Source organism: Streptomyces sp. NPDC088732 (genome assembly GCF_044751205.1).
In the GTDB taxonomy this organism is placed as follows: Bacteria; Actinomycetota; Actinomycetes; order Streptomycetales; family Streptomycetaceae; genus Actinacidiphila.
On the sequence record NZ_JBIVLI010000009.1, the window covers coordinates 131,510 to 158,104 of the forward strand.

Here is a 26,595-nt window from a genome sequence, read left to right on the forward strand (position 1 = left end):
CCTTTGCGTAGCCGCTTCGACGAGGAGGCGCCCGGTGCTGAGCACAATGCAGGACGTGCCCTTGCTGGTCTCACGGATCCTGACCCACGGCACGGCCGTGCACGGCAGGTCGCAGGTCACCACCTGGACCGGCGAGGGCGAGCCGCACCGCCGCTCGTTCGCCGAGATAGGAGCACGCGCCGCCCGCCTGGCCCGGGCCCTGCGCGACGAGCTCGGGGTCGAGCGCGACGACCGGGTCGCCACCTTGATGTGGAACAACGCGGAGCATGTCGAGGCCTACCTCGCCATCCCCTCCATGGGCGCGATCCTGCACACGCTCAACCTGCGTCTGCCCGCGGACCAGTTGGTCTTCATCGCCAACCACGCCGCGGACCGCGTCGTCCTCGTCAACGGCACCCTGATCCCGCTGCTGGCCCCGCTGCTCCCGGCGATGGAGTCGGTCGAGCACGTCGTGGTGGTCGGCCCCGGCGACACCACGCCCCTGGAGGGCTGCCGCCCCGCCCTGCACGCGTACGAGTCCCTGATCGAGGGCCGCCCCGACACCTACGACTGGCCCGAGCTGGACGAGCGTTCGGCCGCGGCCATGTGCTACACCTCCGGCACCACCGGCGACCCCAAGGGCGTCCTCTTCTCGCACCGCTCGATCTACCTGCACTCCATGCAGGTCAACATGACCGAGTCGATGGGCCTGACCGACCGCGACACCACCCTGGTCGTCGTGCCGCAGTTCCACGTCAACGCCTGGGGCCTGCCGCACGCCACCTTCATGACCGGCATCAACATGCTGATGCCCGACCGCTTCCTGCAGCCCGGCCCGCTCGCCGAGATGATCGCCGCCGAGCGCCCCACCCACGCGGCCGCCGTACCCACCATCTGGCAGGGCCTGCTGGCCGAACTCGCCGCCAACCCGCGCGACATCAGCTGCCTGCGGCAGGTCACCATCGGCGGCTCCGCCTGCCCGCCCTCCCTCATGGAGGCGTACGACAAGCTGGGCGTGCGGCTCCGCCACGCCTGGGGCATGACCGAGACCTCCCCGCTGGGCACCATGGCCCACCCGCCGGCCGGCCTCACCGAGGAGGAGGAGTGGCCGTACCGCATCACCCAGGGCCGCTTCCCCGCCTCCGTCGAGGCGCGCCTGGTCGGCCCCTCCGGGGAGGTCCTGGCCTGGGACGGGGAGTCCGCCGGCGAGCTGGAGGTGCGCGGGCCGTGGGTCGCCGCGGCGTACTACGGCGGCGCCGGGGCCGAACCGATGCGCCCCGAGGACAAGTTCAGCGAGGACGGCTGGCTGCGCACCGGTGACGTCGGCACGATCACCCACGACGGCTACCTGACCCTCACCGACCGCGCCAAGGACGTCATCAAGTCCGGCGGCGAGTGGATCTCCTCCGTCGAGCTGGAGAACGCGCTCATGGCGCACCCCGCCGTCGCGGAGGCGGCCGTCGTCGCGGTCCCCGACGACCGGTGGGGCGAGCGCCCGCTGGCCACCGTCGTGCTCAAGGACGGCTTCCAGATCGGCTACGAGGAACTGCGCGCCTTCCTCGGCGAGCACATCGCGCGCTGGCAGCTGCCGGAGCGGTGGGCGGTCATCTCGGCCGTGCCGAAGACCTCGGTCGGAAAGTTCGACAAGAAGGTGCTGCGACGGCAGTACGCGAGCGGCGAGCTGGACGTCACCCGGCTCGGCTGACGGGCCCCGCACGCGAGGCGGCCCCCGGGGATCCCCCGGGGGCCGCCTCGTGCGTACGGGCCGTCAGGAACCGATCTTGCCGAGCAGGTCGACGATGCGGGACTGCACGTCCGTGGTCGTGGAGCGCTCCGCGAGGAAGAGCACCGTCTCGCCGGAGGCCAGGCGCGGCAGCTCCGCCGGGTCGATGTCCACGGCGGTGTAGACGACCAGCGGAGTGCGCTCCATGCGCCCGTTGGCGTGCAGCCAGTCGACGATGCCCTGCCGCCGCCGGCGCACCAGCATGAGGTCCATGACCACCAGGTTCGGGTGGAACTGCCCCGCCAGGTTCATCGCGTCGGCCTCCGAGGAGGCGTGCGCCACCTGCATGCCGCGCCGCTCCAGCGTGCCGGCGAAGGCCTGGGCGATCGGCAGGTGCTCCTCGATCAGCAGGACGCGCGGCGGGTGCTGGTCGCTGTCGCGCGGCGCGAGCGCCTTCAGCAGCACCGCCGGGTCCGCGCCGTACGCGGCCTCCCGGGTCGCCTGGCCCAGGCCCGCGGTGACCAGCACCGGCACCTCCGCCTGGGCGGCGGCCTGGCGCAGCGACTGGAGCGCGGTACGGGTGATGGGCCCGGTGAGCGGGTCCACGAAGAGCGCGGCGGGCGGCTCGGCGACCTGCGCGTCGACCTCCTCGCGGGAGCGCACGACGACCGGGCGGTAGCCGCGGTCGGTCAGCGCCTGGTGGGTCGAGACATCGGGCTCCGGCCACACCAGGAGACGGCGCGGTTCGTCGAACCCGGCCTCCGGCTCGTGGGGCCCCTCGTCGGTGACGTCGACCGCGCCGTTCGGGCCGTCGAGCGGTTCGGGGCCCTCGGTGTCCTCCGTCGGGGCGCCTATGGCGTACGCGCGGCCAGGGGTGTCCGCGCCCTTCGGGGCGCTCTGGCCGTTCGGGGACGGCGCGGGCGCCGGAGTCGCCGCCGGCGCCGCGGGCGTCGCGCCGCGGGCGTCGGTGTCACCGGGGTTGGCCAGCTTGCGCCGGCGGCCGGTCGGTGTCACCGGCTGCGCGGTCTGCTCGCTGATCTGCTGGGCGAAGGGCACGCCCTGGCCGAGGGTCCGCACGCTGATGGCGCGGCCCTGGGTCGTCGACGACTGGGGTTGCACCATCGGCTGGACCGGGGCGGGGGCGGGGGCGGGGGCCATAGGTTCCGGCTGAGGGGCGGGCGGCTCGGGGCTGCGCTGCGCCTGCTCCGGGATCACCGGCGCGGGGGGTTCGGGCGCAGGCGCCGGCTCGGGCGCCGGCAGCAGGACCGGGGCGGGCGCCGGGGTGGGGGCGGGCAGCCGGCGCGGGTCGACGATGGCGGACGGCCGCGGGGTGCTCTCGATGATCCCGCGCGACCGGGGCGCCGAGCCGACGGCCTCCGGCCACTCGGGTGCTGGGTTGCCGTTGCCGTTCGCGCTCGGTGCCGGGGACGGCGCGGGCGGAAGGGCGGGCAGCAGATCGGGCTGCGGCTCCTGCGGGGCGGGGGCCGCGGCGCGCCGCGCCCGGCGGCCCGTGGGCTGCTCCGCGACCTGCTGCGGGATCTGCTGCGGCACCGGCACCGGCACCGGCGCGGGGGCCAGGGGCGCGGGCGCCGGGACGGGGATCTGCGGGACCGGCGCGGCGGCGGGGATCTGCGGCGCGGGGATCTGCGGAGCCGGGACCTGCGGGACCGGGATCTGCGGCGCCGGGGCCGGGACGGGAATCGCGACGGGACGGGCCTCCTGCACCGGCTCCGCCTCGGGACGCCGCAGCGCCCGGCGGCGGCCGGTGGGCGTCGGGGAGTCCGTGCTGGGCGCCGCGGGCAGCGCCGGAGCGGAACCACCCGCGGGCGGCAGCGCGGGCAGCGCGGTGGCACCGGCCGGCCGCGGCGGTGCCAGGGCCGGGGGGGCCACCGCCGGGAGGGCGGGGGCCGCCTGCGCGGTCCCGCGCGCCGGCTCCGTCGGCACCGGCATGACGGTCGTCTCGGACTCCCGCTTGGGCTCGTTCGCCGCCGTCCTGCCGCGGGCCGTGCCCACCGGCACCTCGACCACGTACGCACTGCCCTGCCCGGGCACGTCGTGCGTCTGCAGCACCCCGCCGTGGCGCTCGACGATGCCGCGCGCGATCGGCAGGTGCACCGGGTTGGCGCCGGCGTGCGGCCCGCGCACCTCGATGCGCACGGAGTCGCCGCGCTGCGCCGCCGCGACCACGATCGTCGAGTCACCGCTGTTCGCCACGACCGGCACGTTGCCGGCCGCGTCCACCCCCGCCACGTCCGCGATCAGGTGCGACAGCGCCTGCGACATGCGCTCGGGGTCCACCGTCGCCTCGATCGGCGGGGCGTGCACCGCGTACTGGGCCCGGCCGGGCCCGATCAACTCGATGGCCGCCTCGACGCCGGAGCCGACGACCTTGTCCATGGACGTGGTCTCACGCTGGAGCTTGTCCTCGCCGCGGTCCAGCCGCTGGAAGGTGAGCACGCTGTCGATCAGCGTGGTGATCCGCGCGTAGCCCGCCGTCAGGTGGTGCAGGATCTGGTTGGCCTCCGGCCACAGCTGCCCGGCGGGGTCGTTGGCCAGCCCGGCGAGCTCGCCGCGCAGCTCGTCCAGCGGGCCGCGCAGCGTGTCGGCGAGCAGCGACCGCAACTGCTCGTTGCGGGCCGCGACGGCGTCGAAGCGCGAGCGGTCGGTGAACGTCATCACCGCGCCGACGAGCTGGTCGCCCTCCCGCACCGGCGCCGTGATCAGGTCCACCGGCACCGAGCGCCCGTCCTTGCGCCACAGCACCTGGCCTCGGGCGCGGTGCTTCAGCCCCGAGCGCAGGGTGCCGGCGAGCGGGGTCTCCTCGTACGGCAGCGGCGTGCCGTCCGGGCGGGAGTGGTGGACCAGCGGGTGCATCTCCTGGCCGCCGAGGTCGGTGGCGCGGAAGCCCAGGATCTGCGCGGCCGAGGGATTCACCAGGACGATCTTGCCGTCGGTGTCGACGCCGATCACGCCCTCGCTCGCCGCGCGGAGGATCATCTCGGTCTGGCGCTGCTGGCGGGCGAGTTCGGCCTCGGTGTCCAGGGTGCCGGTCAGGTCGCGGACGACCAGCATCAGCAGCTCGTCGCCGGTGTAGCTGTAGGTCTCGGCGAAGGGTGTGCGCGCGTCGTCGAGGTTGGCGCTCGTGACCTCCACCGGAATTTCACTGCCGTCGGTCCGGCGGGCGATCATCCGGGTGGGTTTCGTACGGCCCGCGTCGTCGTCGGGGCGGCGCATGGAGCCGGGGATACGGCGCGCGTCGAAGGTCGGCAGCAGATCCAGCAGGCCGCGGCCCACCAGCGCCGTCCCGGGGGACTCGAAGGTCTCCAGGGCGATGGAATTCGCGTTGACGACGGTGCCGTTGGCATTGACCAGCAGCAACGCGTCCGGGAGCGCGTCGAGTATTGCCGCGAGGCGAGCAGCGCCTCGGGATGGCCTGCTGCTCACGAGACGCGTCCCTCCTGGAAACCGCATTTGCCGCCGCGCCACCACCCACTGAGGGGCTTCTACCGGTGACGGCCCATCTTGCCGCCGACCGGGAGGCATGTCACTAGAGCGAGTGTACGGGCAGCCGTTGGACGGGAGGCTCCGGATGCCCATGTCCCGTACGTACGGGTATGGTTCACCGTTGCCCGGCTTCGATGTGGTCTCCGTCACGCCCGCCCGCCGCGACGTGGTGGTTCGGTGACGGTGCTGTGCCGCCGCCCGAGGACGCGCCGGGCGTCGCCGGGAGCACCGGGGCCATCCGCCGCCAGCGGTCGGCCTCGCAGCCGTTCGTGCGGTCGTAGCGGTCGTCCACCGGGCGGCCGTCCCAGGTGCCGCGCACCCGCGCCCGCTGCGGGCCGCTGTAGATCATCGTGCAGAGCGTGCCCTCCGGGGCCGGCCCCACCGGGCCGCCCAGCCGCCGCAGCCGCGTGCAGGCCCCCCGCGCGTCGGGGTGCGTCCCCGAGCCGCCGCCCGGGCCGCAGCGCAGGTCGTACGAGGACAGGCCGCCGTTCCCGTCGTCCACGATCACCGTCAGCCGGTCCCCCGACCGGTCCGGCGGGCAGGCGACGGCCGGTACGGCCGCGGTCAGCGACAGGCCGAGCGCGAGCACGGCGGTCAGGGACATCCGAGCCATTCGCATGCCTCGTCCCTACCGCCCCGCCCCCGCCGCGGCCCGGCAACCCACCCGATCGTGGGCGCGCCGCGGCCACGCCCGCCGCAACGCCTTTGCCCTGCCCATGGGCGGCCTAGTAATCTGGTCAGCGATTGGTCCCAGCCCAGTGGGCTGTGTCATCATCTGCGTGCACCCGCTCGCGCGGGGACACCTGGAGGCGTCGCCTAGTCCGGTCTATGGCGCCGCACTGCTAATGCGGTTTGGGCTTTACCGTCCATCGAGGGTTCAAATCCCTCCGCCTCCGCTCCCCGGAAGCCCCGGCCACTCGGCCGGGGCTTCTGCCGTTCCCGGGCCCCTTCCTGACCCTCCGCTGGGGCGTTTCCGCAGCTCACGCCGGGTGCGGCTAATGGATTTCACCTCACGGCGCAGGTCATGTAATGTTGTTCCCGCAACGCCGACCGGCAAGAAAACGTCGGGAAGCACAAGCACTCGTAGCTCAACGGATAGAGCATCTGACTACGGATCAGAAGGTTGCAGGTTCGAATCCTGCCGAGTGCACAGCAGCTCAGAGGCCCCCGGAGATGATCCGGGGGCCTCTGGCGTTGGGGCGTACAGTTGCCGGTTTCTTCCCGGGAGAACCGCGGTGGCCGGTCGGCGCGTTGTCGTGTTCGCCAGCGACGGCTGCGGCTCGCTGTTCGCCATGGACCGGCGCGGAACGGTTCACACGTCGCAAGGCGCGAGCCGGGACGTCGACTTCCTGCCGGCCGCCCAGGATCCGGCGACCTTCCTGGACCTCCTCAGCCGCTCCGTCACGGACTTCATCGCCACCGGTCACGCAGGACACGCCAGAACCGGCGACAGCGGCAGATGGAGCGCGACAGGCCACTACTACGATCGGATCATGTCGATTCGGAAGCACGCCGTGCCGCCGAGGCCGCTCGCCGTCGGTGATGTGGTCGCCGCTCATTCGCAGGACCTGGGTGAGTGGACGGTCGCGCAGATCGTCCGGCTCGATGCCGATGCGCAGACGGCTGCCGTGCTCGAGCTGGACTGGTCCGGTCCCGAACCGTCGTCCCTGGCCGACCTGGGCGACGTCGCCCCGCTCAGGCTCACCCACCACGCGTGGAACGGAAGCCTGTCCTTTTGCAACCAGGAATGGGTTCTGCCCCGGAGCCACAGGGTCGTCGGAGCGCTTCCCCTGCTCCACGACGGGCCCGCGAACTGCTACACGTCCGGATGGCACCTGGGGGACCAGCTCGCCCGGCAGCGGCGGTGGGACAACGGTGTCGGCGAAGACCCGCTCGTCGCCTGGCAGGCGGAGTACACCGGAGACACGGTCAATGAATTCCTCAGCCGGTCGACTGCTCCAAGACCCGAGGTCACACAGCTGACGATCAGGGACATCGACTCCCTCGACTGCGGTCGGCTCGTCCAGCGCTTCCCCGAGGTGGCATGGCTGCGGCTGCATGGACGCCTGGGGGTGCTCTCCGGCGCGGGCGAGCTGAACCGGCTGCGCGGTCTCCGGCGCATTTACGTTGTCGACCTGTTCGGGATGACGGGAGAGGACGGCCTTCGACCGCAGTGCGTTCCCGAGCTGGAGGCGCTGGACCTCTACAGCGTCCCCGCCGCCTACGCCTCGGCCATGGGCAGCACTTGGCAGCCCGAGATCCCGGCAGGCACCTACGTGTCGATTCTCCGGCCCCGCGAGCCCGAATGGGCCGAGGAGAATCGCAGCAATCCCTTGCGTGACTGGGACGGCCGCGAACAGATCAGCGCCTCCACCTACAAGAGGGCCGTCACCCAGTACAGGACGACGCGGAAGGCGATCCTCGACGTGTTCGCCGACGAAGCGGCGGACGCCCATGCGGCACGCATGGAAGAGATCGGGCGTGCCTACGGTGAGGCGTTCAACGAGCTCGACCTCCGATCGGAGTTCATTGAGACCGTCGAGCGCGATGAGCTCTTCGACGCCCTCGACCGCATCGTGACCGAGGCCGAGGCACTTCACGGCCTCGTCCTGGCGGACGCCCGCGACAGCCTCAACTCCGGTGTGGACTCGGTCCGGGACTGGTAGCGAGGTGCGTGGGCGGCTGACGAGGATTTGGTCATTTCCAGACCGTTGGCACAGCAAGTGCCGAGCCCCACTGGATATCGTTCGCCGGCGCGTTCTGCTCCGCAGCAGACCGCGACGCCGGGCGTGAGAGGCGCGCCCGTCCGGGACCTGCTGGTCGCGCCGAGCATCACCAAGAAGGCCACGGTGACCGGGACCGTCCGCACGGGTTCCGAGGTGACGTGCTCCGCGGCCTGGTCCGGCTATCACGCGACCGGCGTGTGGTCATGGCTGCGGGACGGCAGGACCGTCCCGGGCGCCACCGGCACGGCCCGCACGCTCACCCCGGACGACTACACGCACACGATCTCGTGCAGGGTCGTGGTCGGCAACGGCGCGGGTTCGGTGGGCTCCACGTCACCGGCCGTCCCGGTCGGTGCCGGCCCGTCCCCGAAGGCCGTCAAGGCGCCCTCCCTCAGCGGTACCCCCGGGGTGGGCCACCGCCTGACGGCCGGACACGGGACATGGTCGCCGGAGGCCACCTCGTACTCCTACTCCTGGAGACGCGACGGCAAGGCCATCACCGGCGCCACCGCGTCCGGCTACGTCCTGGTGCTGGTGAAGGCCGACAGGGGCCGGAAGATCACCGTGACGGTGACCGCCCACCGCTACGGCTGGACCAACGGATCGGCGACCACCGCACCGGCCGCGGTGCACTGAGGGAAGCCGCAGCTTCCCGGCCCCGGTTGCCGCTTGCCGCGTCTGCGAACTGCTGGTGCGTGACACGTGGGCAGGGACGCCGGGTCCGATCCGCTGGACCGTGGCATGGGCTGTCGCAACGGCGGGGTGGTGGCTGGTGGGCCGGGTGATGGAGCATCCGCCGAGTCTGGTCGTGTGCGCGTTCCTGGGCGCGGTGCCGGTCGCGATCCCCGGCCCTCGGGGGACGCATCCGCCACAGGTGAGGACCGCCGCGCGAACCGGGCACGGCAGCAGGTGCGTTGAGCCGGTCCGTGGTCACCCCGCCGGTTCCGGCGGCGGGGTGAGGAACTCGATCCACACGGTTTTCCCGCGTCCGTTGGGGGAGCTGCCCCAGGAGCCCGAGATGTTCTCGACGATGACCATGCCGCGCCCGTTCTCCGCCTTCGACCTGCCCTCTTCGGACATGGAGAACGAGGAGGGAATGGGCGGCGCGGAGTCCGAGTCCCGGACTTCGAGCCGTACGCGGTCGGGGTATCGGTAGAGGCGCATGTCCACGTCGCTGCCCGCGTGGATCAGCGCATTGGTGACGATCTCGGACACGGTGATCTCCAAGTCGTCGGAGATCTCGTTCAGTTGCCAGGTGCGCAGGCTGTTCCGGGCGAACTTGCGGGCCGTGGAGACGGTCCGCAGGTCGCGGGGCTGGATCTCCAGGCGGGCCATCTCGAACGTGGTGCGATCCGCCGCCGTGTCGGCCTTGACCAGCAGCAGGGCGGCGTCGTCGTACCGCTGGGCGGGGTCGGGGACTCCGGAGATCAGCCGGTCCGCCACGTCCTCCACGTTGTCCTGCCCGTCCGCGGCGCATTCCGCGAACAGGCGGAGCGCGAACTCCTCGGTGTCGCACTGCCGGTTCTGGATCAGACCGTCCGAGTACAGGAGGAGCATGCTGCCGGGGGACAACGGGAATTCATAGGATTTCGGCGGCGACTGCGGGCAGGGGACGCCCAGGGGTATCCCCGGTGGGGTGTCCAGCTTGCCGATGCTTCCGTCCTTGTCCCGGACCAGGGGCGCCAGATGGCCGGCGGACGCCACCTCCAGGACGCCGTTCGCGACGTCGACGCACACGATGCAGCAGGTGGCCAGCAGGTCGGAGCCGAAGGTCAGGAACAGTTTGCTCGTCCGCTCGATGATCGCCGAGGGGCCGTGCCCCTCGGAGGCGAAGGCGGAGACCGCGCTCCGTACCTGTCCCATGACGGCCGCGCTGTCGATGCCGTGACCCTCGACGTCGCCGATGGCGAGCACGACCCGCCCGTTCGAGGCGGCGATCACGTCGTACCAGTCCCCGCCCACCTCCGACGAGGAGGAAGCCGGAACGTAGCGGGCGGCGCTGACCATTCCGGCGACATCGGGAAGTGACCGCGGAAGCATTTTTCTCTGCACGCTGGAGGCGAGTTCGAGTTTCCCCTCGGTGAGCTGGAGGCGTTCCAGTGTCGAGCCCAGCAGGTTGGCCATCATGATGAGCAGGGATTTCTCCTCGGGCGCGAACCGCCTTTCGTCGGGGAAACCGAGGTGGCAGACGCCCGCGATCCCGTTGCTGCCGAGAAGGGGGAGGTAGACCTCGGCCTCCCCGGAAGGCAGGGCGGGGTCGGGCGGGAATGCGTAGAAGGTGGTCCCGTTCTCGAGGAAGAGCGGCCTTCCGCTCATCGCCTCCGCCAGGGGGCCGCGTGACTGGATGCTCGCACCGTGGAACATCCTCACCATGTCGCGCGAGGCGCCGTTGTGGCCGACCACCCAGGTCCGCCCCTCGACGAATCTGGACAGGATCACGGCACGGCAGCCGAAGGGCACGGAAATCCGCCGGTGTGCGGCCGCGATGACGTCCTTCATTCCCGTGGCGGAATTCAGTTCGCTGGAGAGGCGCCGGAGCTGGTACATGCACGTCATCCCCACGGAGGCGGCGACCTCGGGGATTCCCCAGCGCGACGGCGTGGGATCGCAGGGTCCCGCCGAATCGCTCACGGGGACGATCACGGGGGTCGGCCCGACGCACATCTCGGACTCCGAGAATTGCGACAGCTCGTTGGCGAGCCGCGTTGCTACCTCCTCGAGCCGGCTCACTACGCCGGCTTCTTCTTCTTTGTCCGGAATCGGGTCGCGAAGTATCGTGACGGTTCCCAGCGAACGGCCTCGGGAAATCAGCGGGGCGGCGGCCGCGGTGTAGGGGAACATGCTGATGTGCCGGTACTGCTGGAAGATGTCGGCGGGGTCCTCGCCCTCCGTCAAAGCCGTCGATTGTGTGCGGAACGCGCGTGCCGATATGTAGGGCGAGTCGACCGGAATAAGTTCCGGAATGGCGAACACCGCCGGCTGGCGCCCCCCTATCATCGAGGCTCGCAAGTGGCTTCCGCTTGCTTCGACCAAGTACACCGTCGCAGCCACCGCTTCGAATGTCTTCACGGCATTGCGAACGGTTGCGAGCAGCAATGAAGTGAATTCGTTCACAGATTTGCCGTTCGAGGATTTGGTGTTTGTTGGCTACCAGGATAACTCCGACCCCGCAACCTCACCACTGCTGGCTATTCGCGTGACCGCCGGATTTCCTGGGGAATCACGGGTTCGTGTTTCCGCGGGGAAATTCCGGCGGGAATTCCCGCGTGCGCGGAGTCTCCGGCGACCGTGTGTTCGATTTGAGTGGTGGATCTCGTTGCCGTCGGCCCGGGGGGCGGGCTAGCGTGAGACTAGATAGAACGTTCTATCTAGCAGTGCGGGGCGCACCACCGTCCCGTGCCGGTCCCGCCAACCCGCCAGGAGGCACCAGGTGTTCCAGCACCGTCGTACCCACAACCGCCGCGTCCGCCTCGCCGTCGTCGGAGCGGCGGGCCTCGCCCTCGCCGCCGGCCTGGCAGCGACCGCCACGGCCGCGCCCGGTGAGCGGCACGGCACCGCCGGGCCCGCCGCCGCCAAGCCGACCGTCGTGCTGGTCCACGGTGCCTGGGCCGACTCGGCCGGCTGGAGCGGCGTGATCAAGCGCCTCCAGGCCGACGGCTATCCGGTCGCCGCCCCCGCCAACCCGCTGCGGGGCCTGGCAAGTGACTCGGCCTACCTGAAGGACTACCTCAAGACGATCCACGGCCCCGTCGTCCTGGTCGGCCACTCCTACGGCGGCAGCGTCATCACCAACGCCGCCACCGGCAACCCCGACGTCAAGGCGCTCGTCTACATCGCCGCCTTCGCGCCCGACAAGGGCGAGAGCCTCGGGTCCATCAGCGCCCGGTTCCCCGGCAGCCACCTCAGTGACGACCCCACCGCGCCGGTGCCCACCGCGCTCAACGCCGTCCCGTTCACCCAGCCCGACGGCGGCACCGGTGTCGACCTCTACATCAAGCCCGACAAGTACCGCGACGTCTTCCTCAGCAACCGGCTCAACCGCGCCGCCGCCGCGCAACTCGCGGTCAGCCAGCGCCCGATCGCCGCGCAGGCCTTCGGCGAGTCCTCGGGCACCCCGGCCTGGAAGACCATCCCGTCCTGGTACCTCGTCGCCACGGCGGACCACGCCATCCCGCCGGCCGCCGAGCGGTTCATGGCCTCGCGCGCACACGCCCACACCGTCGAGGTCAACGCCCCGCACGCCGTCCCGCTGACCGACGCGGGCGCCGTGACGCGCCTCGTCGAGCGGGCGGCCACCGCCCGCTGACCGGGGCGCGGCCCCGGCCAGAGGCGACCGTCGCGCCGTCGCGCAGGACCACCCTCACGCCGGCCGAACGCGTGTGCCCCGCCTGACGGATCGCGCTCTCCCGGTCCGGGTACTCGGCGGCCATGTGATGAAGGGGCGGGCGCGGAAGCCCGGGCCGCGGACCTCGTCGCCGATTCCGCGCGCCACCGCCCGGAGGAAGGCCGCGAGGTCGCCGGCCTCCTCCCGCGCCGCGGTCAGGGCCGCGCGATGTGCTGCCCCGACCGCGGCGTGCCGGTGGAAGGTGCTGCGCGCGGCTTCCGCCTCTCGGCAGCCGCTTTCGTGTCTCGGACCGGGACCGACCCGGCGCGGGCACACCTCTCACGTCGGACGCACCGGCGCATGCACCCGGGGGACCGGAAGCACCCCTGGCCGGGCAGGGTCCCAGGACGGCTAGGGTGTGGCCCGACGGACCGACACATACATGGAGGGGTGGTCACGATGGCCGACATCGAGGCGTGCAAGCGAGCGTTCACGCGGTACGACATCGACGGGGACGGTCTCATCACGGCCAGCGAGTACAAGAGCGTGATGGCTCAGCTGGGTGACTTCAACGTGACCGAGACGGTGGCCCAGTCCGTGATCAGCAGGGTCGACACCAACGGCGACGGCAAGATCTCCTGGGACGAGTTCTGGGCGGCCCAGCAGGTCTGACCTCAGGCCGTCTCGTCGAGGACGAGTCGGGGGACCTCGGCCGCGCCGCACAGGCGCAGCGTCCGGGCGTGCAGCCGCGGGCAGCGGACGGTGACGCGACCGGCGGGGCCGAGGGACGCCGCGTGGCGGATGAGGACGGCGGCGCAGTGGGCGTCGATGAAGCCGAGCCCGGTCAGGTCGACGACGTGCGGCGGGCCGGCCGGTGAGCCGAAGGCATGGCGCAGGCCGACCTCGAAGTCGGTGCGCGTGGCGAGGTCGGCGTCGCCGCTGAGGACGAGCGTGCCGCCGTGCCGCTCGACATGGAGGGCGCCGGACGGCGCCCGCAGCCACACCGGATGCGCGGCGCGCACCCGCGCCAGCAGCGAGGTGTGGAAGCGCCGCTGGTCGTACTCGCAGACGGCGGTGAGCCCGAGGACCGCCAGGACCTGGGTCATGGCGGCCTCGTGGCCGACGAGCCGGTCCCGGTCGAGGCCCGGCCGCAGGGCCCAGGACATGTCGCCCGCGGCGCGCAGCCCGCGGTAGCCGAGGCGGTGGGCGGCGTCGGTGAGGGCGGACCAGGCGGCGGCGGAGTCGTAGCCGGGGACGAGCGGGGTGATGACGAGTGCCCCGCGGCGCACCGCCTCGGCGGCGCGGACGCCGAGCGCGGTGAGCCGGCCGACGGCCTCGGCCGGGGGTGTGCCGCGCCCGCTGAAGAGCAGCACGCGTTCCCCCCGGGCCAGGCCGATGGCGGTGAAGGCGGCGCGGACCTCCCAGCGGGCGTCCTCGTCCGCGAAGCCGAGGCAGGCGTGGTCGCCCGACGCCATGCGGTCGACCGGGACGGTTCGGGGCACGGTGCCGCTGTCCATGGGCCGAACATACGCCCGGCCCCGCTGCCCGGCCGGGTGCTGAACGGCTTTGAGCGGAGCCTTCCGTTCCTGATGAACGGCTGTCCCCGACTGCCGTTTCGCTGACGGACTCAGAGCCCGAGCGCCACCGCGAGCCGCCGCCACTCCTCGCGCGGCAGACCGCTGCGGTCCCCGTCGGCGGTCAGCACCTGGACGGCGACGTGGTCGGCGCCCGCGTCGAGGAAGGCGTCGATGCGCTCGCGCACCCGCTGCTCGTCGCCCCAGCCGATGAGCGCGTCCACCAGGCGGTCGCTGCCGCCGTTGGCCAGGTCGTCCTCGGTGAAGCCCAGGCGCAGCCAGCTGTTGGTGTAGTTCGGCAGCGTGAGATAGAGGGAGAGCATCGCGCGGGCGGTCGCCCGGGCCCGCGAGGGATCGGTGTCCAGGACGACCGTGAACTCCGGGGCGAGCAGCGGGCCCCGGCCGAGGATCTCGCGGGCCTGCGCGGTGTGCTCGGGGGTGACCAGGTACGGGTGGGCGCCCGCGGCGCGGTCGTGGGAGAGCTCCATCATCCTCGGGCCGAGCGCGGCCAGTACACGGCGGCCGGCCGGGACCCCGGCGGCGTCCAGCGCGTCGAGCCAGCCGGTCATGGCCGCGTAGGGGCGCTCGTACTGCGCGGCGAGCTTCGCGTGGCTGACGCCGAGGCCGAGCAGGAAGCGGCCCGGGTGCGAGGCCTCCAGGGCGGACCAGCGGGCGGCGACGTCCGCGGCCTCGTACTGCCAGATGCTGAGGATGCCGGTCGCGACGGTGATGGACGAGGTCGCCTCGATCAGCGGGGTCGCGTGCTCCACGCCGGCGCTGCCGCCGAGCCAGAGGGCGCCGTAGCCCAGGTCCTCCAACTCGGCCGCGGTCTCGGCCAGTTCCCCGGCGCGTGAGGGGTCGGGGTCGCGCAGGCCGCTGTTCCACAGTCCGTACCGGCCGATCGCCCGTGCCGTCGCGCCGCTGTCACTGAAACCCATGGGCCGTCTCCCACCATCAGGTCGGCTGAAGTCCGATGTCCGTCGTACCAAACGTCGTACCAAACGCGGTCCGGCGATCGGGGCATTCCCCGCGCGGCGGCGTGTCCGCCCCCGCCCCTGGCGGGCCGTCACCCGTCACGACGGCGTTCTTCTCAGACAATTCACAGATACCGCCAAGGGTGTTCTCAGCGGCGGCTCACAGGATTCCCCCATGACCGCGTCTCCTTCCTCCGCCGCCGCCGACCTCGCGCGTCCGGACGGCTCCCCCGTACGGGTCCTCGTCGTGGACGACGAGACCGCCCTGGCCGACCTGCTCTCCATGGCCCTGCGTTACGAGGGCTGGGACGTCCACACCGAGGGCACGGGCGCCGACGCCCTGCGCGCCGCCCGCGAACGGCAGCCGGACGCCGTGGTCCTGGACATGATGCTGCCCGACATGGACGGCCTGGAGGTCCTGGCCCGGATGCGCCGCGACCTGCCCGACGTACCCGTGCTGTTCCTCACCGCCAGGGACGCCGTCGAGGACCGCATCGCCGGGCTCACCGCGGGCGGCGACGACTACGTCACCAAGCCCTTCAGCCTGGAGGAGGTCGTCGCCCGGCTGCGCGGCCTGCTGCGCCGGGCCGGCGCGGCCGCCGCCCGCCAGGAGTCGCTGCTGGTCGTCGGCGACCTCGTGCTGAACGAGGACAGCCACGAGGTCAGCCGCGACGGCATCGGCATCCACCTCACCGCCACCGAGTTCGAGCTGCTGCGCTACCTGATGCGCAATCCGCGCCGGGTGCTCAGCAAGGCGCAGATCCTCGACCGCGTCTGGTCGTACGACTTCGGCGGCCAGGCCAACGTGGTCGAGCTGTACATCTCCTACCTGCGCAAGAAGATCGACGCGGGCCGTGCGCCGATGATCCACACCCGGCGCGGCGCCGGATACCTGATCAAGCCGGGCGAGCCGGCGTGAGCCGCGGCGCGCCCGGAGCGCGCCGAGCCCGGACCCGGCGCCGCTGGTCGCTGCGGACCCGGCTGGTGGTCTCCTCGGTCGCGCTCATCGCGGTCGTCTGCGCGGTCATCGGCACCGTCACGGCGCTCGCTCTGCAGTCCTTCCTCTACGCCCAACTGGACGGCCAGGTCGCCGCGGTCGCCAAGCGCGCCCGCATGGATCCCGGCGACCAGCCGGGCCCGCTGCCCGAGGACCACCGGGTCACCGGCGACGACTCCCCCCTGCGTTTCATCACCGGCCCCGGCATCCCGCCCGGCACCGTCGGGGCGCAGGTGGACCGCTCCGGCGCGGTCGTCGCCGCCGGCGTCAGCTCGCAGCCCAGCAGCACCGCGGGCACCCGGCTCGACGTCGCACCGCTCACCGCCCGGCAGGCCGCCGTCTTCGCGGACGTCCCGCCGGACGGCGCCCCGCACACCCTGGACGTCCCGGGCCTCGGCGCCTTCACGGTGCGGTCGGTGACCGACGCCTTCGGGCAGGCCCGGATCGTCGGGCTGCCCACCGCGAGTGTCCGCGACACCATCGGCACCCTGGCCGTGGTCGAGGTCTGCGTCACCGCGGCGGGCCTGGCCGCCGCGGGGATGGCCGGCTTCGTCATGGTCAGGCTCAATCTGCGGCCGCTGCGCCGGGTCGCCGCCACCGCGACCCGGGTCTCCGAACTGACCCTGCACCAGGGCGAGGTGGCGCTCCACGAACGGATGCCCGACGCCGACACCGACCCCCGCACCGAGGTCGGCCAGGTCGGGGCCGCCCTCAACCGCATGCTCGACCACGTCGGCAGCGCCCTGCACGCCCGGCAGGAGAGCGAGACGCGGGTGCGGCAGTTCGTCGCCGACGCCAGCCACGAACTGCGCACCCCGCTGGCGTCGATCCGCGGCTACGCCGAGCTGACGCGGCGCGGGCGCGAGGCCATCGGACCCGACACCCGCCACGCGCTGGGCCGCATCGAGTCCGAGGCGGCCCGGATGACCACCCTCGTCGAGGACCTGCTGCTGCTCGCCCGGCTCGACGCGGGCCGGCCGCTCAGCCTGGCCGGCACCGACATGTCGCCGCTGGTCGTCGACGCGGTCAGCGACGCCCGCGCGGCCGGCCGCGAGCACCGCTGGCGGCTGGAACTGCCCGACGACCCGGCGGTCGTACGGGGCGACCCGCAGCGGCTGCACCAGGTGCTCACCAATCTGCTGGCCAACGCCCGTACGCACACCCCGCCCGGCACCACCGTGGTGGCCCGCGTCGTGCCGCACGGCCCGGAGGTCCGGGTCGAGGTCGCCGACGACGGCCCCGGCATCCCGCCCGTCCTGCTGCCGCACGTCTTCGAGCGCTTCGCGCGCGGCGACGCCTCGCGTTCCCGGGCGGCCGGCAGCACGGGCCTCGGACTGGCCATCGTGCAGGCGGTGGTGGCCGCGCACGGCGGACGGGTCTCCATCGACAGCCGGCCCGGGGCCACCGTCTTCCGCGTCCACCTGCCCGCCGCGCACTCACAGGCACCGCTCAGGGCGGCCACACCGTCATGACAGCGGGCCCCGGGAGGGTCGTCGGTATGCGAACCCAACAGCTCCCGCCGGCCGGCCAGGAGGAGCGGAGCCCGGGGAGCCTCCCCGCCCGCGAACACCTGGCCGTCCCCCAGACCGAACCGGTGCTGGACGTCGTGATCCCCGTCTTCAACGAGGAGAAAGACCTCGAAGGCTGCGTTCGCAGACTCCACGCCCACCTGGAGCGGACCTTCCCCTACCCCTTCCGGATCACCGTCGCCGACAACGCCAGCACCGACCGCACCGCGGTGATCGCCGAGGCACTGGCGGCCGGGATACCGGCCGTCACCGCCGTCCACCTGGAGCGCAAAGGCCGCGGGCGCGCCCTGCGCGGGGTGTGGTCCGCCTCCGACGCACCCGTGCTGGCGTACATGGACGCCGACCTGTCCACCGACCTCAACGCGCTGCTGCCGCTGGTCGCCCCGCTCATCTCCGGCCACTCCGACCTGGCGATCGGCTCGCGGCTGACCCGCAGTTCGCGTGTCGTCCGCGGCGCCAAACGGGAGTTCGTCTCCCGCTCCTACAACATCCTGCTGCGGACCTCGCTGGCCGCCCGCTTCTCCGACGCGCAGTGCGGCTTCAAGGCGATCCGCAAGGACGTCGCCGACCGGCTGCTGCCGCTGGTGGAGGACGCCGGCTGGTTCTTCGACACCGAGATGCTGGTGCTGGCCGAACGGGCCGGGCTGCGCATCCACGAAGTGCCGGTCGACTGGGTGGACGACCCCCACTCCACCGTGGACCTCGTCCGCACCGCGGCCGACGACCTGCGGGGCCTGTGGCGGATCGGACGCGGCCTCGCCACGGGGATGCTGCCGCTCGACCGGTTGCGCCGGCCCTTCGGCGACGACCCGCGCGACCGCGACATCGCCGGCGTGCCCGCCGGGCTCGCACGCCAACTGGCCGGATTCTGCGTCGTGGGCGGCCTGAGCACCGTCGTGTACCTGCTGCTCTTCGCGCTCCTGCGCGGCCCGGCCGGGGCCCAGCCCGCCAACGCGCTGGCCCTGCTGGTGTCGGCGCTCGGCAACACCGCCGCCAACCGGCGGCTGACCTTCGGTGTGCGCGGCCGGGACCGCGCGGTGCGCCACCAGGCGCAGGGCCTGGTCGTGTTCGGCATCGGCCTGGCGCACACCAGCGGCTCACTGGCCGCCCTCCACAGCGCGAACGGCAGCCCCTCGCGCGGCACCGAGATCGCCGTCCTCGTCGCGGCCAACCTGGCCGCGACCGTCCTGCGCTTCCTGCTGCTCCGCGCCTGGGTCTTCCCGGACCGCGCGGGCCCCGGTGCCGTGCCGCCCGTGCCGCCCGTGCCGCCCGTGCCACCCGTGCCGGTCCGGCCGGGCGCCCGGCACGCCCTCCCGACGCCCTTCGTCCCGCACGATGCCGCGGCGCCCGTGACGACCGCGGACCACGAGGCACACGACCCCGGGAGCCACCGATGACCACGTCGCACCACGCGCCGGAGGGGACCCCGCCCGCCGTCCCTCCGCTTCCGGGGCACACTCCCGCGGCCGTCCACCGCTCCCCGGTCCCGGCCGACGCGCCGCCGCCGGGGACCACGGGGCGCAGCCCGGTCCCGCAGGGCGCGCCCCCGCCCGCTCCCGGCCTGCGGCCCGCCGACCCCCGCTGGGCCCGGCCGGCCCTCGTCGCGCTGCTCGCCCTCACGGCCGTGGTGTACCTGTGGGACCTGGGCGCCTCGGGATGGGCGAACTCCTTCTACTCGGCCGCCGTCCAGGCGGGCGCCGAGAGCTGGAAGGCGTTCTTCTTCGGCTCCTCGGACGCCGGCAACTCCATCACCGTCGACAAGCCCCCGGCCGCGCTGTGGCCGATGGCGCTGTCGGTGCGGCTCTTCGGGCTGAACTCCTGGGCGATCCTGGTGCCCGAGGCGCTGATGGGCGTGGCCGCGGTGGGCGTGCTGCACGCCACCGTACGGCGGCGTTCCGGCGCTGCCGCAGGACTGATCGCCGGGCTCGCGTTCGCCCTCACGCCGGTTGCCGCGCTGATGTTCCGCTTCAACAACCCGGACGCCCTGCTGTGCCTGCTGATGGTGGTCGCGGTGCACTGCGTGCTGCGCGCCCTGGAGGACGCCCGGACGAAGTGGCTGCTGCTCGCGGGCGTCGCCTTCGGGCTCGCCTTCCTGACCAAGACGCTGCAGGCGTGGCTGATCCTGCCGCCGCTGGCGGTCGTGTACGCGGTGTGCGCGCCCACGCGCGTCCGGCGGCGGTTCGGGCAGCTCGGCCTCGCGGGGCTGGCCGCCGTGCTCTCCGGGGGCTGGTGGGTCGCGGTCGTTGAGCTGTGGCCGGCGTCCTCGCGCCCGTACATCGGCGGTTCGCAGGACAACAGCTTCCTGTCGCTGACCTTCGGCTACAACGGCCTCGGCCGGATCACCGGCGACGAGACCGGCTCCGTCGGCGGCGGTGGCGGGGGCGCGGGCGGCGGCCAGTGGGGCGCGACCGGCTGGAGCCGGCTGTTCGGCACCGACATGGGCGGTCAGATCGCGTGGCTGCTGCCCGCCGCCCTCGTCCTGCTCGTGGCGGGCCTGTGGCTGACCCGGCGGGCGCCGCGCACCGACACCACGCGCGCGGCCCTCCTGGTGTGGGGCGGGGCGCTGGTCTTCACCTTCCTGACCTTCAGTTTCATGTCCGGGATCTTCCACCAGTACTACAACATCGCCCTGGCGCCCTACATCGCGGCGACGGTCGGAACGGGCGCCGTGCTGCTGTGGGAGCGGCGCCGGCACCCGGCCGCGTCGGCGCTGCTCGCGGGCACGGCCGCCGTGACGGCCGTGTGGTCGTGGGTCCTGCTGGGGCGCTCGGCGGACTGGTTCCCGTGGCTGCGGTACGCGGTGCTCGCCGCCGGGATCGCGGCGGCCCTCGGGTTGCTGCTCACGGCACGGCTGGGCCGGCACCTCGCCCTGGCGGCGGCCGGGCTGGGCCTCGCGGCGGCGCTCGGCGGGCCGCTGGCGTACACGCTCCAGACGGCCGGTACCGCGCACACCGGCTCCATCGTGACGGCCGGACCTGCGGTCCGCGGCGGCATGGGCGGGCCGGGCGGCATGCGCCGCGGCGCCGGGGGCTTCCCGGGAGGCGGGCAGGGGCAGCAGGGCCTTCCCGGAGGCGGCACCGGCGGCTTCCCCGGTGGTGGACAGGGCGGCGGCGGCCAGGGGCAACGCGGTCAGCAGGGCCAGGGCCCGCAGGGCTTCCCCGGCGCCGCCGGCGGACGCGGCGGTACGGGCGGCCTCGGCGGCCTGCTGAACGGGGCGGCCGTGAGCGACGCCGCCAGGGAGGCGCTGCTCGCCGACGCCGACCGGTACACCTGGATGGCCGCCGCGATCGGCTCGCAGAACGCGGCGAGCTACCAACTGGCGACCGGGAAAGCCGTGATGGCCATCGGCGGCTTCAACGGCAGTGACCCCTCGCCCACGCTCGCCGGCTTCAAGGCCTATGTGGCACAGGGGAGGATCCACTGGTTCATCGCCTCGGGCGGCATGGGCGGCGGCGGCCGGGGCGGCGGCGACAGCGGTACCGCCGCACAGATCAGCTCATGGGTGGAGGAGAACTTCGGCTCCACGACCCTGGGCGGAGTGACCGTCTACGACCTGACCGACCCGAGCTGACCCAGGTCGTAGACGCGGGAAGGGCGGCGGCCAGCCGGCCGCCGCCCTTCCCCTGCCCGCGGTTCAGTCCTCGGAGGGCGCCAGCCGGGCCGGGAAGCCGCCCGTCGCGATGGGCCCCCACCGCTCGGGGGTCACCCGGACCAGCGACTTGCCCTGCTTGAGCATCGCGGCACGGTACTCGTCCCAGTCCGGGTGCTCGCCGGCGATGTTGCGGTAGTACTCCACGAGCGGCTCGACCGACTCCGGCGGGTCGATGACCTCGGCGGTGCCGTCGATCTGGACCCAGGGCCCGTCCCACTCGTCGGAGAGCACGATCACGCTCGCCCGCGGGTCGCGGCGCGCGTTGCGGGTCTTGGCCCGCTCGGGGTACGTGGAGATCACCAGCCGCCCGGAGTCGTCGACGCCGCAGGTCACGGGGGAGCCCTGGGGGCGGCCGTCCGCGCGGGTGGTCAGCAGCAGGGCGTGGTGGCGCGGGCGGACGAACTCCAGCAACTGATCGAGCTGCACGGAGGTGTTGGTCGCGATGTAGGCCATGACAGCAGCCTATGCCGCCGGTGGCTGCGGGGCAGGGAGGGCGGTGCCCTGCACGGCCTGGATGTCGAGCTCGACCTTCACGGTGGTGCCGACGGCGACGATGCCGGCCTGGACGACCTGGTTGTAGTGCATGGCGAAGTCCTCCCGCCGCAGTTGGGCCGTGGCGCGGAAGGCGGCGCGCATCCCGCCCCACTGGTCCGGGCCGGTGCCGAGGTACGCCAGGTCGAGGTCGACCGGGCGGGTGACGCCGCGCATCGACAGCTCGCCGTGCACGGTCCAGCGGTCCTCGGCGGCCTGCTCCAGGGAGGTGCTGCGGTAGGTCACGCTGGGATGCGCCGCGACGTCCAGGAAGTCGGGGGAGCGCAGGTGTGCGTCGCGGGTGCCGTTGCCGGTGTCGATGGACGCGGCGTCGATCACGGCCTGCACGGTGGACAGCAGCGGCTGCTCGGCGATCTCGATGCTCGCCGCGAAGCCCTTGAACCGGCCGTGCACGCTGGACAGCCCGAGGTGCTGGGCGACGGCGCGGATCTCGGAGTGGGCGGGGTCGACGGTCCACACGCCCGGCGGGGGCAGTTCGACGCCGCCGGAGCGGGCGAGCGTCACGGTGCCGACGTCGGCCGATCCCGAGGCGGTGACCAGGGCCGTCGCCGCCGCGGGGCGGTAGCCGACGGCCGTCACGATGACGGTGTACGCGCCCTGGGCCAGCGCCGCGGTGCGCACCGCGCCGTCGGCGTCCGCGGTCTCGCGGGCGACCTGCTGACCCGTCATGTCGGTGACCGTCAGCACGGCGTGCGGCACTGCCCAGCCGTCCTTGGTCCGCACCCGCCCCCGCAGGCCCGTCTTTCCGGTCGTGGTCATGCTCATCGCTCGCCTTCCGTTGCGTGTGTGTCCCCCCGGGGACCGGGGCCCGGGGCATTCCCCGGGCCCCTGCGGGGGCCACCTGGCGCGGTCCGTCCCGGACGGTGCGCGGCCGTCCCCTGCCGGCGCCGTCCGGACCTGGACCAGGTGTCCCCCGGGGCAACCGGTTCGTGCGTCTCCGCAGGCACACGAGCCGGCCGTTCTGGAGCGGGTCCCGCTCACCCCTCGGGGTGGCTGAGCTCCACGTCGACGTCCTTGGCGCTCTCGTCCCCGACCCGGATCGTGGTCGCGACCGGCGGGTAGCCGCTGGCTATGAGCGAGTACTCGCCCGCGTCGAGGTCGCCGAAGGCGTACGCGCCGTCGCCGCCGGTCGTGGAGGTGGCCACGACGTTGCCGGCGCCGTCCACGAGGGTGACGCGCGCCTCGGGCAGCGGCGTCCTGGTCGCGCCGCCGAGGACGGTGCCCTGGATGCTGCCGCCGAGCCGCAGCGCGACGTCGACGTGGGTCGGGCCGGTGCCGCCGACCTCGACGGGCAGGGCGACCGGCCGGAAACCGGTGGCGTTGACCGCGAGGGTGAAGTCGCCGGCCGGGAGGGTGCCGAAGCCGAAGCCGCCGTCCTGACCGGTGCCGCCGCTGGCCAGCACCTCGCCCCGGATGTCGGTGACGACGACCACGGCGCCGTGCACCGGGAGGCCGTCGGCCTCGGAGGTGACGGAGCCGGTGAGGCCGCTGGTGCCGGACAGGACCACGTCGTAGGGGACCGGGTCCTTACCGGCCACGACCGTGGAGGCCTGCGGCTGGTGGCCGTCGGCCGCCGCGATCAGCACGTACGAGCCGGCGCCGGGCGTGGTGAGCACGTAGCCGCCGTCGGGGCCGGTGGCGGCCCGGCCGAGCTGCTTGCCGGTGAGCGAGATCAGAGTGAGCGTGGCGTGTTCGACGCCGGTGCCCTCGGAGTTGCGGACCTGGCCGTGGATCATGGGGCCCTCCTGGACGGGTACGGGCGCTGGTGCGGGTTCGTGCGCGGGCGCGGGGACGGGTGCGGGTGTGGACACGGGCAGCGGGGCGGCCGTGGGCGCAGGCTCCTGGTGCGCGGGCACGCCGGCGGCCTGCTGCAGACCGCTCGAGGTCCGCAGCGGCACCTCCTTGATGAAGAGCACCACCAGCAGCGCGAGGAACGCCACGGGGGCCGCCACCAGGAACACATCGCCCGCGCCGTGGCCGTACGCGGTCTCCACGACGTGGCGGATCGGCGCCGGGAGCGACGCGAGGTCCGGGATGCCGCCACCGGAGGAGCCGGTGGAGTCGACGCCCAGCGCGGACAGGCCGTCCGTGGTGTAGCGGGTGACCCGGTTGGCGAGCACGGCGCCCAGCGCGGAGACGCCGACCGCGCCGCCGAGGGTGCGGAAGAAGGTGACCATGGAGCTCGCCGCGCCGAGGTCGGCGGCGCCCACCTGGTTCTGCACGGCGAGGACCAGGTTCTGCATCATCATGCCCAGGCCGAGGCCCAGCAGCGCCATGAAGATCGCCAGGTGCCAGTAGACGCTGTCGTACCGCAGCGAGCCGAGCAGGCCCAGGCCCGCGGTGAGCAGCACGCCGCCGGAGACCAGGATCGCCTTCCAGCGGCCGGTCCGGGTGATGATCTGGCCGGAGACGGTGGAGGAGACGAACAGGCCCGCGATCAACGGGATGGTCAGGACACCGGACATGGTCGGCGACTTGCCCCGCGCCAGCTGGAAGTACTGGCTCAGGAAGACGGTGCCGCTGTACACCCCCACGCCCACGAAGAGCGAGGCGACCGAGGTCAGGCTGATGGTCTTGTTGCGGAACAGCCGCAGCGGCATGATCGGCTCGCGCGCGCGGGACTCGACCAGCACGAAGACCAGGGCCAGCAGCACCGCGCCGCCGGTCATGGTCCAGGTCTGCCAGGAGATCCACGCGTACTTGTCGCCGGCGAAGGTGACCCAGACGAGCAGCAGGCTGACGGCGGCGGTGACGAACGTGGCGCCCGCCCAGTCGACCTTGGCCTGGCGCTTGACGACCGGCAGGTTCAGGGTCTTCTGCAGCACGATCAGCGCGAGGACCGCGAAGGGCACGCCGACGTAGAAGCACCAGCGCCAGCCGAGCCAGTCGGTGTCGACGATGACGCCGCCGAGCAGCGGGCCGCCGACGGTGCCGACCGCGAAGGCCGCGCCGAGGTAGCCGCTGTACCGGCCGCGCTCCCGCGGCGAGATCATCGAGGCCATGATGACCTGGGTCAGCGCGATCAGGCCGCCGACGCCGACGCCCTGCACGACGCGGCAGGCGATCAGCTCGCTCGTGTTCTGCGAGACGCCCGCGACGAGCGAGCCGACCACGTAGATCACCAGTGCCAGCTGGACCAGCAGCTTCTTGCTGAACAGGTCGGACAGCTTGCCCCACAGCGGGGTGGTGGCGGTGGTGGTGAGCAGCGCGGCGGTGATGACCCAGGTGTAGGCGCTCTGACCACCGTGCAGATCGGAGATGATCCTCGGCAGGGCGTTGGAGACGATCGTGGACGACAGGATCGCCACGAACAAGCCGAGGATCAGCCCGGTCAGGGCCTCCATGATCTGCCGGTGCGACATGGGGGCCGCGTGTCCCGCGTGGGCCTCGGCCCCCCGCACACCGGCCGGTGATGCGGTTGTTGCCATCGTCATCCTCTTCACGTCGTGATCGTTTGCGTACGGGGGCGGCAGTCGGCCGTGAAGGCCGTGCGCAGCCGTTCCAGCAGCCCGCAGAGGACCATCACGTCCTCGTCGGGCCAGTCCCGCAGGTGGTGGGCGAGCGAGGCGGCGACCCCGTCGAGTGCGGCGTGGAGCACGTCCCTGCCGCCGGGGGTCAGCCGCAGCAGGCGCGACCGTCTGTCGTGCGGATCGGGCAGTCGGTCGATCCAGCCGCGTTCCGCGAGGTGCGCGACATGGCGGCTGGTGACCGACATGTCGATGTCGAGCAGTTCCGCCAGGCGGCTCATGCGCAGCTCGTCGTGGCGGCCCACCGCCGCGAGCACGCCGAGCGAGGCGGGCGGGCAGTCCTGCGGGCACGAGCGGCTGAGCTCGCGGGCCACGGCGGGGATGGCGCGCAGCTGGTGTGCCAGCTCCCCGTACAGCTCCTGCGATGCCATGGGACCGTCGCCTTCCCTTCGGACTATTGGTTGCCTTGAGCAACCGTAAGATTGTTTGGTTGCTGCAGGCAAATTCTTTCGGGTAAAAAAAGTCCAAAAGGAACGGCCCGCCTCCGGTCAAGAAGGCGGGCCGGGCGGTAAAGCGCAGGTCAGGCGGATGCCTCGGTGAGCAGCTCCAGCTCCTCGGCGGTCAGCTCCAGCTCCGCCGAGGCCAGCAGCGCGGGCAGCTGCTCGGGCGTCCGGGCGCTGGCGATCGGCGCCACCACCGTCGGCCGGGACCGCACCCAGGCCAGCGCCACGCTCGCCGGCTCGGCGCCGTGCGCGGCGGCCACCTCGTCCAGCGCGGCCAGCACGCGCGGGCCGCGCGCGGACTCCAGGTAGGCACCCGCCGCACCCGCGCGGGGGCTGTCCACCGCGACGCCGGGCCGGTACTTGCCGGTGAGGAAGCCGCGGGCCAGACCGAAGTACGGGACCGAGGCCAGCCCGTGCGCCCGCACCACCTCGCGCAGCGCCCCCTCGTACTCCCGCTCCACCAGGTTGTAGTGCTGCTGGAGCGCCACGTACTTCGCCAGGCCCTCCCGGTCGGAGAACTCCAGCGAGGCCGTCAGCCGCTCCGGGCTGATGTTGGACGCGGCGATGTACCGCACCTTGCCCTCGCGGACCAGCGCGTCCATCGCGCCGACGATCTCCTCGACCGGCGTCTCGACGTCGTCGAAGTGCGTGTAGTAGAGGTCGATGTGGTCCGTGCCGAGCCGGCGCAGCGACTCCTCCGCCGCGGCCTTGATCGTCTCGGCCTTCAGCCCCTTGAAGTCCGGGTGCGAGCCGACCTTGGTGGCGACGATCACGTCGTCGCGCCGCCCGCGCCCGGCCAGCCATGCGCCGATCAGGCGCTCGGACTCGCCGCCGCTGTGCCCGGGGACCCAGGCCGAGTAGGCGTCCGCGGTGTCGACGAAGTTGCCGCCGGCCGCGGTGTACGCGTCCAGGACGGCGAAGGAGGTCTCCTCGTCGGCCGTCCAGCCGAAGACGTTGCCGCCGAGGGAGAGGGGGAAGACATCGAGATCAGAACTGCCGATAAGTGCCATGGAACGTGCGACACCGTTTCGACGGGCGGTATTCCCGCACCCGTTCCCCGGTTGTCCGGGCCCCAGGGGTGACCGGCCCGA

19 protein-coding genes and 2 tRNA genes are annotated in these 26,595 nt (G+C 73.0%); 11 read left to right on the forward strand and 10 right to left on the reverse strand.

What is annotated here, in order from left to right; all coding sequences use genetic code 11:
* The first annotated feature begins 34 nt into the window (after positions 1–34).
* Positions 35–1,684 carry a long-chain fatty acid--CoA ligase gene (locus ACIP9H_RS17305; protein ID WP_401591785.1) on the forward strand — a complete coding sequence of 550 codons (1,650 nt, stop codon included), beginning with the start codon at positions 35–37 and terminating at the stop codon, positions 1,682–1,684.
* Between the two features lie 63 nt (positions 1,685–1,747).
* On the opposite strand, the gene ACIP9H_RS17310 is transcribed toward ACIP9H_RS17305, so the two are convergent.
* Entirely contained in the window at positions 1,748–5,146 is a 3,399-nt protein-coding gene (locus ACIP9H_RS17310) for a PAS domain-containing protein (protein WP_401959652.1), read from the reverse strand.
* A gap of 175 nt (positions 5,147–5,321) precedes the next feature.
* Entirely contained in the window at positions 5,322–5,819 is a 498-nt protein-coding gene (locus tag ACIP9H_RS17315; RefSeq protein ID WP_401959653.1) for an SSI family serine proteinase inhibitor, read from the reverse strand.
* Between the two features lie 192 nt (positions 5,820–6,011).
* Here ACIP9H_RS17315 and ACIP9H_RS17320 point away from each other — a divergent pair.
* From ACIP9H_RS17320 to ACIP9H_RS17335, 4 genes are all read left to right on the forward strand, one after another.
* Positions 6,012–6,102: transfer RNA gene (locus ACIP9H_RS17320), tRNA-Ser, on the forward strand.
* A gap of 181 nt (positions 6,103–6,283) precedes the next feature.
* Positions 6,284–6,356: transfer RNA gene (locus ACIP9H_RS17325), tRNA-Arg, on the forward strand.
* 85 nt (positions 6,357–6,441) lie between these two features.
* The gene (locus tag ACIP9H_RS17330) at positions 6,442–7,872 is read left to right on the forward strand and encodes a hypothetical protein (RefSeq protein WP_401959654.1); all 1,431 of its coding nucleotides are present in this window, start codon (positions 6,442–6,444) and stop codon (positions 7,870–7,872) included.
* Positions 7,873–7,995: 123 nt separating this feature from the next.
* Positions 7,996–8,568, forward strand: a complete 573-nt coding sequence (locus ACIP9H_RS17335) for a hypothetical protein (protein ID WP_401959656.1) — start codon at positions 7,996–7,998, stop codon at positions 8,566–8,568.
* 294 nt (positions 8,569–8,862) lie between these two features.
* Here the strand turns inward: ACIP9H_RS17335 and ACIP9H_RS17340 are convergent, their stop codons facing one another.
* Positions 8,863–10,827 (reverse strand): SpoIIE family protein phosphatase, encoded by a 1,965-nt coding sequence (locus ACIP9H_RS17340; protein WP_401959657.1) that lies wholly within the window; start codon positions 10,825–10,827, stop codon positions 8,863–8,865.
* 535 nt (positions 10,828–11,362) lie between these two features.
* On the opposite strand from ACIP9H_RS17340, the gene ACIP9H_RS17345 reads away from it, so the two are divergent.
* Together ACIP9H_RS17345 and ACIP9H_RS17350 are read left to right on the forward strand one after the other, a co-directional pair.
* Positions 11,363–12,238, forward strand: coding sequence for an alpha/beta fold hydrolase (locus ACIP9H_RS17345; protein ID WP_401591773.1), 876 nt, complete (start codon positions 11,363–11,365; stop codon positions 12,236–12,238).
* A gap of 477 nt (positions 12,239–12,715) precedes the next feature.
* Positions 12,716–12,928 carry an EF-hand domain-containing protein gene (locus ACIP9H_RS17350; protein ID WP_360904243.1) on the forward strand — a complete coding sequence of 71 codons (213 nt, stop codon included), beginning with the start codon at positions 12,716–12,718 and terminating at the stop codon, positions 12,926–12,928.
* Positions 12,929–12,930: 2 nt separating this feature from the next.
* On the opposite strand, the gene ACIP9H_RS17355 is transcribed toward ACIP9H_RS17350, so the two are convergent.
* Both ACIP9H_RS17355 and ACIP9H_RS17360 read right to left on the reverse strand, forming a co-directional pair.
* Positions 12,931–13,773, reverse strand: a complete 843-nt coding sequence (locus ACIP9H_RS17355; RefSeq protein WP_401591771.1) for an MEDS domain-containing protein — start codon at positions 13,771–13,773, stop codon at positions 12,931–12,933.
* A gap of 110 nt (positions 13,774–13,883) precedes the next feature.
* Entirely contained in the window at positions 13,884–14,768 is an 885-nt protein-coding gene (locus ACIP9H_RS17360) for an LLM class F420-dependent oxidoreductase (protein ID WP_401591769.1), read from the reverse strand.
* Between the two features lie 211 nt (positions 14,769–14,979).
* Here ACIP9H_RS17360 and ACIP9H_RS17365 point away from each other — a divergent pair, with 211 nt between their 5' ends.
* The 4 genes from ACIP9H_RS17365 to ACIP9H_RS17380 are packed head-to-tail and all read left to right on the forward strand — an operon-like array spanning position 14,980 to position 20,901.
* Positions 14,980–15,723: a response regulator transcription factor gene (locus ACIP9H_RS17365; protein WP_401591767.1), complete on the forward strand. Its 744-nt coding sequence runs from the start codon at positions 14,980–14,982 to the stop codon at positions 15,721–15,723.
* Positions 15,720–17,273, forward strand: coding sequence for an ATP-binding protein (locus ACIP9H_RS17370; RefSeq protein WP_401959661.1), 1,554 nt, complete (start codon positions 15,720–15,722; stop codon positions 17,271–17,273). Before ACIP9H_RS17365 ends, ACIP9H_RS17370 begins: the two co-directional genes overlap by 4 nt.
* Before the next feature lie 26 nt (positions 17,274–17,299).
* Complete coding sequence (locus ACIP9H_RS17375; RefSeq protein ID WP_401959662.1) at positions 17,300–18,727, forward strand: glycosyltransferase; 1,428 nt, start codon at positions 17,300–17,302, stop codon at positions 18,725–18,727.
* Positions 18,724–20,901: an ArnT family glycosyltransferase gene (locus ACIP9H_RS17380; RefSeq protein WP_401959664.1), complete on the forward strand. Its 2,178-nt coding sequence runs from the start codon at positions 18,724–18,726 to the stop codon at positions 20,899–20,901. Before ACIP9H_RS17375 ends, ACIP9H_RS17380 begins: the two co-directional genes overlap by 4 nt.
* Before the next feature lie 63 nt (positions 20,902–20,964).
* Here the strand turns inward: ACIP9H_RS17380 and ACIP9H_RS17385 are convergent, their stop codons facing one another.
* From ACIP9H_RS17385 to ACIP9H_RS17405, 5 genes are all read right to left on the reverse strand, one after another.
* Positions 20,965–21,435, reverse strand: a complete 471-nt coding sequence (locus ACIP9H_RS17385) for a PPOX class F420-dependent oxidoreductase (RefSeq protein ID WP_360904222.1) — start codon at positions 21,433–21,435, stop codon at positions 20,965–20,967.
* A 9-nt stretch (positions 21,436–21,444) separates the two neighbouring features.
* Positions 21,445–22,293 (reverse strand): YceI family protein, encoded by an 849-nt coding sequence (locus tag ACIP9H_RS17390; RefSeq protein WP_401591758.1) that lies wholly within the window; start codon positions 22,291–22,293, stop codon positions 21,445–21,447.
* Between the two features lie 218 nt (positions 22,294–22,511).
* Positions 22,512–24,962 carry an MFS transporter gene (locus tag ACIP9H_RS17395; protein WP_401959666.1) on the reverse strand — a complete coding sequence of 817 codons (2,451 nt, stop codon included), beginning with the start codon at positions 24,960–24,962 and terminating at the stop codon, positions 22,512–22,514.
* Between the two features lie 11 nt (positions 24,963–24,973).
* Entirely contained in the window at positions 24,974–25,432 is a 459-nt protein-coding gene (locus ACIP9H_RS17400) for a MarR family winged helix-turn-helix transcriptional regulator (RefSeq protein WP_401591754.1), read from the reverse strand.
* A 149-nt stretch (positions 25,433–25,581) separates the two neighbouring features.
* On the reverse strand, positions 25,582–26,514 hold the full coding sequence (locus ACIP9H_RS17405) for an aldo/keto reductase (RefSeq protein ID WP_401591752.1): 933 nt from the start codon (positions 26,512–26,514) through the stop codon (positions 25,582–25,584).
* Positions 26,515–26,595 lie beyond the last annotated feature (81 nt).

Excerpts from the sequence above, each read along its gene's own strand:
- ACIP9H_RS17355 (WP_401591771.1), bottom strand. The coding sequence starts at position 13,773 with ATGGACAGCGGCACCGTGCCCCGAACCGTCCCGGTCGACCGCATGGCG.
- ACIP9H_RS17380 (WP_401959664.1), top strand. The coding sequence starts at position 18,724 with ATGACCACGTCGCACCACGCGCCGGAGGGGACCCCGCCCGCCGTCCCT.
- ACIP9H_RS17395 (WP_401959666.1), bottom strand. The coding sequence starts at position 24,962 with ATGGCAACAACCGCATCACCGGCCGGTGTGCGGGGGGCCGAGGCCCAC.
- ACIP9H_RS17390 (WP_401591758.1), bottom strand. The coding sequence starts at position 22,293 with ATGACCACGACCGGAAAGACGGGCCTGCGGGGGCGGGTGCGGACCAAG.
- ACIP9H_RS17385 (WP_360904222.1), bottom strand. The coding sequence starts at position 21,435 with ATGGCCTACATCGCGACCAACACCTCCGTGCAGCTCGATCAGTTGCTG.
- ACIP9H_RS17400 (WP_401591754.1), bottom strand. The coding sequence starts at position 25,432 with ATGGCATCGCAGGAGCTGTACGGGGAGCTGGCACACCAGCTGCGCGCC.
- ACIP9H_RS17360 (WP_401591769.1), bottom strand. The coding sequence starts at position 14,768 with ATGGGTTTCAGTGACAGCGGCGCGACGGCACGGGCGATCGGCCGGTAC.
- ACIP9H_RS17405 (WP_401591752.1), bottom strand. The coding sequence starts at position 26,514 with ATGGCACTTATCGGCAGTTCTGATCTCGATGTCTTCCCCCTCTCCCTC.
- ACIP9H_RS17375 (WP_401959662.1), top strand. The coding sequence starts at position 17,300 with ATGCGAACCCAACAGCTCCCGCCGGCCGGCCAGGAGGAGCGGAGCCCG.
- ACIP9H_RS17350 (WP_360904243.1), top strand. The coding sequence starts at position 12,716 with ATGGCCGACATCGAGGCGTGCAAGCGAGCGTTCACGCGGTACGACATC.
- ACIP9H_RS17315 (WP_401959653.1), bottom strand. The coding sequence starts at position 5,819 with ATGGCTCGGATGTCCCTGACCGCCGTGCTCGCGCTCGGCCTGTCGCTG.
- ACIP9H_RS17365 (WP_401591767.1), top strand. The coding sequence starts at position 14,980 with ATGACCGCGTCTCCTTCCTCCGCCGCCGCCGACCTCGCGCGTCCGGAC.